Source organism: Actinoplanes subglobosus (assembly GCF_042650585.1).
GTDB lineage: Bacteria > Actinomycetota > Actinomycetes > Mycobacteriales > Micromonosporaceae > Actinoplanes > Actinoplanes subglobosus.
In genome coordinates this window covers 43,802-52,066 of record NZ_JBHSBL010000023.1, presented here as the reverse complement: position 1 = coordinate 52,066, position 8,265 = coordinate 43,802, and the positions used below count along the sequence as shown (strand labels likewise).

At 71.9% G+C, this 8,265-nt stretch carries 8 protein-coding genes; 2 read left to right on the top strand and 6 right to left on the bottom strand.

The features are described 5' to 3' along the window. The 6 genes from ACFO0C_RS33860 to ACFO0C_RS33835 all read right to left on the bottom strand — a co-directional run. Nucleotides 1-868: serine/threonine-protein kinase (locus ACFO0C_RS33860; RefSeq protein ID WP_378070834.1), on the bottom strand; the 868-nt coding region annotated here is incomplete at its 3' end. A gap of 77 nt (nucleotides 869-945) precedes the next feature. Then, nucleotides 946-2,448 carry a molybdopterin-dependent oxidoreductase gene (locus ACFO0C_RS33855; protein WP_378070833.1) on the bottom strand — a complete coding sequence of 501 codons (1,503 nt, stop codon included), beginning with the start codon at nucleotides 2,446-2,448 and terminating at the stop codon, nucleotides 946-948. Then, on the bottom strand, nucleotides 2,448-3,125 hold the full coding sequence (locus tag ACFO0C_RS33850; protein WP_378070832.1) for a fasciclin domain-containing protein: 678 nt from the start codon (nucleotides 3,123-3,125) through the stop codon (nucleotides 2,448-2,450). Before ACFO0C_RS33850 ends, ACFO0C_RS33855 begins: the two co-directional genes overlap by 1 nt. A gap of 70 nt (nucleotides 3,126-3,195) precedes the next feature. Continuing rightward, nucleotides 3,196-3,921 carry an anti-sigma factor gene (locus ACFO0C_RS33845; protein WP_378070831.1) on the bottom strand — a complete coding sequence of 242 codons (726 nt, stop codon included), beginning with the start codon at nucleotides 3,919-3,921 and terminating at the stop codon, nucleotides 3,196-3,198. Next, the gene (sigK, locus tag ACFO0C_RS33840; protein WP_378070830.1) at nucleotides 3,918-4,538 is read right to left on the bottom strand and encodes an ECF RNA polymerase sigma factor SigK; all 621 of its coding nucleotides are present in this window, start codon (nucleotides 4,536-4,538) and stop codon (nucleotides 3,918-3,920) included. The genes ACFO0C_RS33845 and sigK overlap by 4 nt, the downstream gene beginning before the upstream one ends. Nucleotides 4,539-4,654: 116 nt before the next feature. Continuing rightward, on the bottom strand, nucleotides 4,655-5,617 hold the full coding sequence (locus ACFO0C_RS33835; RefSeq protein ID WP_378070829.1) for an NAD(P)/FAD-dependent oxidoreductase: 963 nt from the start codon (nucleotides 5,615-5,617) through the stop codon (nucleotides 4,655-4,657). A gap of 323 nt (nucleotides 5,618-5,940) precedes the next feature. Between ACFO0C_RS33835 and ACFO0C_RS33830 the strand changes: the two genes are divergently transcribed. Together ACFO0C_RS33830 and ACFO0C_RS33825 are read left to right on the top strand one after the other, a co-directional pair. After that, on the top strand, nucleotides 5,941-6,672 hold the full coding sequence (locus ACFO0C_RS33830; RefSeq protein ID WP_449191455.1) for a response regulator transcription factor: 732 nt from the start codon (nucleotides 5,941-5,943) through the stop codon (nucleotides 6,670-6,672). Continuing rightward, nucleotides 6,669-8,102 carry a HAMP domain-containing sensor histidine kinase gene (locus ACFO0C_RS33825; RefSeq protein ID WP_378070827.1) on the top strand — a complete coding sequence of 478 codons (1,434 nt, stop codon included), beginning with the start codon at nucleotides 6,669-6,671 and terminating at the stop codon, nucleotides 8,100-8,102. Before ACFO0C_RS33830 ends, ACFO0C_RS33825 begins: the two co-directional genes overlap by 4 nt. The last annotated feature ends 163 nt before the right edge of the window (nucleotides 8,103-8,265 follow it).

The window sequence follows — 8,265 nt, the reverse complement described above, 5'->3', positions numbered from 1 at the left end:
CCGGCACCGCGTGGCCGCCGAGGGCCCGCCGGGTCAGGTCCCGCAGCGCCGACCGGGCGGCGTCCGCGGTCAGCCGCTGCTGCGGGTCGGCGACCAGCAGTCCGGCGATGACGGTGTGCAGCGGGCCCGGGCGCTGCGGCGGATCAGGGGCCTCGCTCAGCAGGGCCGTCAGAGAATCGGCGACCTTGGGCCGGGCGTACGGCGGGCGGCCCTCCACCGACAGGTAGAGGGTGGCGCCCAGCGACCACAGATCGGCCTCCCGGCTGGACACGCCGTCACGCAGCCGTTCCGGGGCGATGTAACGCGGGGAACCCAGCAGCGGCTCATCCCGCCCGGCCGGGACGGCGACCATGGTGGCCAGCCCGAAGTCGGTGAGCACCACCCGGCCGTCCTCGGCGATCAGCACGTTGGACGGTTTGACGTCACGATGCAGCACACCGGCGCGGTGCGCGGCGTCCAGCGCGTCCAGCAGCGTCAACCCGATCCGGGCCGCATGCCGGTGGGCCAGCGGCCCGTCGCGGGTCACGATGTCGTACAACGACCGGGACGACACGTACTCCATGACGATCCAGGACCGGCCGGCCGCGCGGACCACGTCGAAGACCCGGATGACGTTGGGATGATCGAGACGGGCCGCGGCCCGGGCCTCCCGGACCGTGTTGCGCAGGATCTCGGTGCGATCCATGTACGGCAGGCCGTCCGGCGCCAGCACCTCCTTGACCGCCACCTCCCGATCCAGCAGATCGTCGTGAGCGCGCCACACCCGGCCCATGCCCCCGGCCCCGGCCAGGGCGATCAGCCGGTACCGGTCGGCCACCACCAGATCGCGTGCCCGCTCCCCGGTAGCGTTGTCGTTGTCCGGTTCCACGCCGTCACCCGTCTCCCTGCCGATCGACCACCCCGTCGTGCAGGGATTCGAAGCCGTACGGGCCGCGGATTGGTCACTCAGGCGACGGTCACCGAGATCGTGTGCCATCCGGTCGCGCCGTCCGGGAACGGCGTGGCCCGCGTCTCGGGCTGGACCGCACCGGCGCGATCGGTGGCCCGGACCGCCAGCGAGTGCGGTCCGCTGCCGGCCGGCCAGCGGAAACGCCACTGGGTCCAGGTGTCGGTCGAGGCGGTGGGCAGCAGTTCGGCCGGCTTCCACGGGCCGCCGTCGACGCTGATCTCGACGGCGTCGATGCCGCGCCGCTGGGCCCAGGCGACACCCGCGACGGTCACCGTTCCGGCTGTCAGGCGGGCGAACGGTTGCGGTCTGTCGATGCGTGACGCGGTCTTCACCGTGCCCTGCCGGCCCCAGCCCCGTTCGACCCAGTAGGCGTCGAAGCGATCGAAAGTGGTCAACTCCAGCTCGGTCACCCATTTGCAGGCGCCCGCGTACCCGTACAGGCCGGGCGTCAGCATCCGCACCGGGAAGCCGTGGTCCAGAGGTAGCGGCTCGCCGTTCATCCCGACCGCGAGCATCGTGTCGCGGCCGTCGAGGGCGGTCGCGACCGGGGTGCCGATCGTCATCCCCTCGACCGACCGGGCGACGATCTGATCCGCCCCGGCCTGCACTCCGGCCTCTTTCAGCAGCGCCGTGAGGGGCACCCCGAGCCACCGGGCGGTGCCGATGTAGGGGCCGCCCACCTCGTTGGACACACAGTTGAGGGTGATGTCGCGTTCGATCAGCGGCCGGCGCAGCAGATCGGCCAGCGACAGTTCGAGTTCCCGGTCGACCATCCCGTGCACGCGCAGTGACCAGGTGGCCGGGTCGATCCGCGGCACGGTCAAGGCGGTGTCGACCCGGTAGAACGCACCGTTCGGCGTGGTGAACTCCGGCCCGGCCCCGGACGGCAGTGGCGCGGCCGGATCGGCTGCGGCCGGCAGCCTGAGCGCCTCCCGGGACCGTCCCGCAGCGTTCTGACGCTGACCTGAAACGGTCAGGGCGCCGGCCTCTGCCATCCCGGCGCCGGCTGCCAGCAGCGACAGCCGAAGAACAAGACGACGATCAACAACCTTCTCGGGTACGGCCGGAGCCGCACCCCGGCGGTCGCGGAGCAGCCACCACAGCGCCAGTCCGGCCACCACCGCCCCGAGCAGCGAAGGAACCGCGTCGACCACGGACGCGGCCGGCCGGGACAGCGCCGCCACCGCACCGGCCAGCCCCAGCAGTCCGGCGCCGGCCGGGATCGCCGCCCGCCGCCGGGTCGCCACGACACCGGTGACCGCGGCGAGCGTGATCAGCACTACGGCGATCACGGCCAGCAGCACCGGCTTGTCACTGGTGCCCAGTTCCCGTACCGCCAATTCCTTGATCGTGGTCGGTGTGGCGTCGATGACCGCCCCACCCACCGCGACCAGCGGTCGCGCCGCGGGCCGGGCCGCGGCCGCGAGAAGTTCCGCGACCGCGACCCCGGTGCCCGCCGCGACGATCCCGCAGATCGCCCCGCGCAGACGGTGTCCCATCAGCTCTTCGGCATCAGCACGGAGTCGATGATGTAGACGTTGGCGTTCGCCGTCTGCACGTTGCCGCAGATCACCGACGCGGTGCCACCGACCTCGAACTTCTCACCGCTGCCGGTGACCGTCACCTCGGCACCCTGCAGCGTCTTGTGGGTGCCGGCCAGATCCTGCGGGGTCAGCTTGCCCGGCACCACGTGGTAGGTCAGGACGCTGGTCAGCGTCTTCTTGTCGGCCAGCACCTTGTCCAGGTCGGCCTTGGGGATCTCGGCGAACGCGTCGTTGGTCGGCGCGAACACGGTGATGCCGTCGGCGGAGTTCAGCGAGTCCACCAGGCCGGCCTTCTTCACCGCCGTGACCAGCGTGGACAGCAGCGGGTTACCGGAGGCCGCGGTGGCCACCGGAACCTTGCCCATCGCCTCGAAACTGCCCGCATTGGCCGGGTCGGCCGGCACCGCGGCACAGCCCGGTCCGAAGTTGACCATGCTGGTTCCCATGCTGGTTCCCATGCTGGTTCCCATGCTGGGAGCCATGCTCGGGGCCGTGCTGGTCGCCGCGGTGGTCGGCATCGGGGCCGCGGCGCCGGTGTCGCCGCTGCTGTCGCCGGATTCACCGCCGCAGGCCGCCAGGGAGATCGCGAAGACCGTCGTGGCAGCCAGGGCAGTGAACTTCGTTGCGCGCATGATGCGTTCCTCTCATTTCGGGACCTTCACCCGTGATTCGGAGCGAACCGTGCGCCGGATTGGTGGAACCTCAGACTGTTTTCACATCGGCCACCAGACGCGTCGGCGCCGGCGACCCACCGGCCGGCTCCACCGAGACACCGACGACCGCCGCCGACGACATGCCCGCGACGACCTTCACGGCCGTGGTCTGGCCGACGGCCAGCACCTGTTCGGACACCGGAGTCCCGGCCCGGACCGTCCACAGCTGGAACACCCGGCCGTCCGCAGGTGCGGCGTCCGCGGCCATCATGATCACGCCGGAGTCCCGCAGCCGGGAGAACGCCACGGTCACCTTGCCGCCGTCGGCCAGCGGCTGGTCCCGCAACACCACATCGGGAGCGGCCAGGATGCCGCGGACCTGTGCCTCCTGCGCGCGCGCCGCCTCGGCCACGGTGCGCTCCGTGCGTACCCGCTGCTCCTGAACGACGAAGACGGTCGTGCCCGCCCCGACGGCGGCGACCACCGCGGCGGCCGCGGCGACCCACCGCGACCGCACCGGCCGCCGCGACCGGTGGGGAATCTCCAGCGGCAACTGGCGGGTGGTGGCGACCGCGGCCAGGACGTTGTCGCGCAGCCGCGGCGGCGGCACCGACCAGGCGCCGTCGGCCAGCCGCGCGGTGGCCTCCCGCAACTCGGCGGCCTCCGTCCGGCAGGCGTCACACTCCCGCAGGTGACGGTCGACGGCGGCCCGTTCCCGATCGTCCACCGCGTCCAGCACGTACGCGCCGACCAGCGAGTGAATGTCCGCGGTCACGCCGTCACCTCCGCACCCAGGCAGTCACGCAACCGGATCAAACCGTCGCGCATCCGCGTCTTCACCGTGCCCAGCGGCGTCTTCAGCAACTCCGCGACCTGTGGGTACGACTGCCCCTGGTAGTAGGCCATGGTGACCACCTGCCGCTGCAGCTCGGTCAGATCGTCCAGGCAGTGCCGCACCTGCTGGCGCTCCAGTCGCCCGGCGACCTCATCGGCGACCTCGTCGTACGGGGTCTCGATCGCCGCCGCCCCCGCCCGCACCGCCCGGTCGGCCGACGCCTGCTCGGCCCGGACCCGATCGACGGCCCGCCGATGGGCGATCGTGAAGACCCACGAGCTCGCCGACCCATTGGCCCGATCGAAGCGGGCCGCGGTGCGCCACACCTCGATCAGCACCTCCTGGGCCACCTCCTCGGCCTGCGCCGGATCCCGTAACACCCGCCGGATCAGCCCGTACACCCGAGGCGTCACCAGATCGTAGAGCCGGGCGAACGCTTCCTCGTCGCCGCGGCCGACCGCCTGCAACAGGTCGTTCGCATCCACCGGCCCCGTTGATCCCTGACCCGGAACCGGGGTCAGATGCTCCGCCCGGCGGCCCATGCCGCGTCCCACCATCGACAAACCATCCCTCGTCGCGCCCGATGCCGTCGCAGTGATTCGGAGCCGAGGGATCATCGGATGGGTCTGACCGCGGGAAACGTCCCCGGCTGCGGTTCCCGTACGCGCCTGGATCAGGACACCTTGTCGTGGACACGCCGCGCAGCGTGGACCGCACGCGCGGTGTCTTCCTCCACGAGGTCGGTGTTGATGTGCGCGGCGGCCGTCGCTCCCGCGGCGGCCGCAGTCCCCACCTGGGCAGCCGTGTCCGCGACGTTGCCCGCCATCCATACCCCTGCGACCGCGCTCTGGCCGGTGGCATCCACCCGGAAGCACTCGCCCGTACCGAACTCCTCCTCGCACGGCGTCAGGCCCAACGGCCGCAGGAACCGCGCCGCCACGACCAGGCGGGGTGACACCACCAAGACGGCCCGGCCGACGACGGTGCCGTCACCCATCCGCACCCCGGCGAGCTGGTCGCCGGCGACCTCCAACGCCGACACTTCGCCCGCCTGGACCCGGACGCCGCGGGCGTTGAGCCGCTCAGTGTCCTGCGCGGTGGGTGCCGGACCGGTGTGGGTGAACAGGACGATGTCGTCGCTCCACTGCCGAAACAGCAGCGCCTCTTCGACCGCCGAGACCGCCTCGGTCGCCAGCACCCCGACGGGCATGCCGCTGATCTCCCAGCCGTGGCAGTACGGGCAGTGGATGACGTCGCGTCCCCACCGCTCCCGCACGCCCGCGACCTCCGGCAGCTCATCCACGAGTCCGCTGGCGACGAGGACCCGACGCGCCGCAGCCCGACGGCCGTCGGTGAGCCGGACGTCGAACCCCCCGGCGGCCGCGGTGACCGCGTCCACCTCGCCGCGAACGACCTCACCACCGTACGCCCGGACCTCGTTGCGGCCGCGTTCGAGCAATTCAGCCGGCGCGATGCCGTCCAACCCCAACAGGCCATGCACACGGTGGGCGGCCGCGTTGCGTGGCGCCCCGGCATCGACGACCACGACTGACCGTCGTGCCCGGGCCAACGTCAGGGCACCGCTGAGCCCGGCGGCGCCACCGCCGATCACGATGACGTCGTAGTCACTGCGCATGCGATCCCCTTATCCGACTGTCTGCGACTCGCCACCCGGACGATGAACGCGTGCTGTCCGCCAGGGATCCGATGCGGAGCCGCAGTTGGCGTTCCCCGGTCCAGGGATGGCGGCATACCCGGCGTCTTTGGCGGGAAACGCCTGGAGCCGAGTCCGGGCAGCAACCGATTCGCATCAGCCCGTGAAACCGGCGGCTTGCCCTCAGCGTTGACGGGCCTGATAGCGCGTCTGGCGTGCCGGCGGCTCGGAAAACCTTGAGAGCACGGCCCGCGGCCACCACAGAGGCGACGGTTCTAATCCTGGCTTCAGGTTGATCGGGAAGGATGAGCGGCAAAGCATCGACTGGAAGGGGGCGTGCCGGCGTGCGGATCCTGATCGCGGATGATGACGGGGCGATCCGTGAGTCGCTGGAGCGGGTGCTTCAGGTCGAGGGTTACGACACGGTCACCGTCGCCAACGGTCTCGCCGTGCTCGACAGAGTCGGTGGGGCGGGCGGTGACGCGCTGGATCTGCTGATCCTCGATGTGATGATGCCTCGCCTCGGCGGGTTGGAGGCCTGCCGGCGGTTGCGGGCCGCGGGCCGGGATCTGCCGGTGCTGATGCTGACCGCCCGCGACCAGGTCTCCGACCGGGTCGCGGGGCTTGATGCCGGCGCCGATGACTACCTGCCCAAACCGTTCGCCACCGAGGAGTTGCTGGCCCGGGTGCGGGCCCTGCTGCGCCGGCGCACGCCGGCCGACGGGGAGTCGCAGATCCTGTCGTTCGCCGACGTCCGGGTCGATCCCGACAGGTTCGAGGCGTGGCGTGGCGGGCGGCCGCTGCGTTTGACCCGGACCGAGTTCTCCCTGCTGGAGGTTCTCGTGCGCAACGCGACCCGGGTCTTGACCCGCGACGCGCTGTTCGAGGCGATCTGGGGTTTCGACATGAGCACCACCGCCAACAACCTCCAGGTGTACGTGAGCTACCTGCGCCGCAAGATGGAGGCCGAGGGTGAGCCGCGTTTGATCTACACGCTGCGCGGCCTGGGATACACGTTGCGGGAGACTCCTCCGTGAGCAGGCCCGCCGGCCGGGAGCCGCTCCGGCTGACCCGATGGTGGCGCGGCCGGTCCCTGCGGACCAGGCTGACGGTGATCGCGGCGACAGCCATCGCGGTCAGCGTCTTCGTGGCCTTCCAGGTGGCCAGCGAGTTGATGGACGGGGAGCTGCGGGACACGGCCGAGGATCAGCTGCGCGCCGACTCCCGAATCCTGGCGACGAACGCGGAGCACGCCGGTGTGGCGCAGGTCCAGCTACCGCCGTATCCCGGGTCCGGCCGGCTGGTACGGGTCATCCTGCCCGACGGCTCGACCCGGACGCCGGTCGGCCAGCCCGCGCTGCCGCCCGTCAGCGAAGACGCCAGGCGCGTAGCGCGGGGTGCGGCGGCCGACCTGATGGAGTCGAACGACAGCGACGACGACGGCTACCTCATCCATACGCTGCGGGCGGGCGACGGCGCGGTCCAGGTGGCCCGCGTCGCCGACGACAGTCCGATCAACCAGTTCGGGTTCGGGATGTTGCTGATCGGGCTGTTCTGCGTGGTCGGCGGCGCCCTTGTCGGGCGGACCGTGGCGCGGGCCGGGCTGGCACCGATCGACCGGCTGACCGCCGCAGCGGTACGTGTCGCGCACACCCGGGTTCTCGACGCCGACATTCCGGACGAGGGCGGTGGGGAGATCCGCAGGCTGATCCAGTCGATCAACGGGATGCTCGCCGCACTCCGGGACTCCCGGCAGGCCCAGCGGCTGCTCGCCGAGGACGCCGCCCACGAGCTCAAAACCCCGCTCACCAGCCTGCGTCTCAACATCGAGCTGCTGATCCGGCTCGATCGGCGGGGCACTCTGGACACCGCACTCCCGGCGGAGAGCCGTACCCGGTTGCTCAACGATCTCGGCGCCCAGGTGGCCGAGTTGAGCACCCTTGCCGCCGAGCTGACCGAGGTGGCGCGCGGTGACGTCAGCGACGAGAGCACCGAGCTGCTCGACCTCGCCGACGTGATGGTGGCCGCCGCAGCCCGGGCGCGTTCCCGCGCGCCTGACATCGAGGTAGCGCTCGACGTGACCTCCGTGTGGGTGAGCGGGCGTCCCGCTGCGCTTCAGCGGGCGGTGCTCAACCTCATCGACAACGCCGGCAAGTGGTCCCCCGAGGACCAGCCGGTCCAGGTCCGGCTCCGGGCCGAGGGCGCGACGGCGGTGATCGAGGTCGACGACGCCGGGCCGGGCATCAACGCGGTCGACGTACCGCGGGTGTTCGACCGGTTCTACCGTGCTGACAGCGCCCGGGGGCTGCCGGGATCCGGTCTGGGGCTGTCGATCGTGCAGCGGGTCGTCGACGCCCACGGCGGCCGGACCGCTGTCGCCCGTTCCACACGAGGGGGCGCGCTGCTGAGGGTCGACCTTCCGGCCGCGGCCCCGCGCGCCGCCGGGGAGCACACCGCGGCGCACTGACCCCGTCCCCGCGGTGCCGCGCCAGACAAAGACGGCCACCTTCGGGCACGACACCGCGGTGCCGCGGCCCGGCGCGTTGCGCAGGACCAGACGGCGGCGGCAGTCAGGCCCGCGAAACGACACGGGACGGGCAGCCCGCCCGTCCCGTGTCCGTACCACCGCG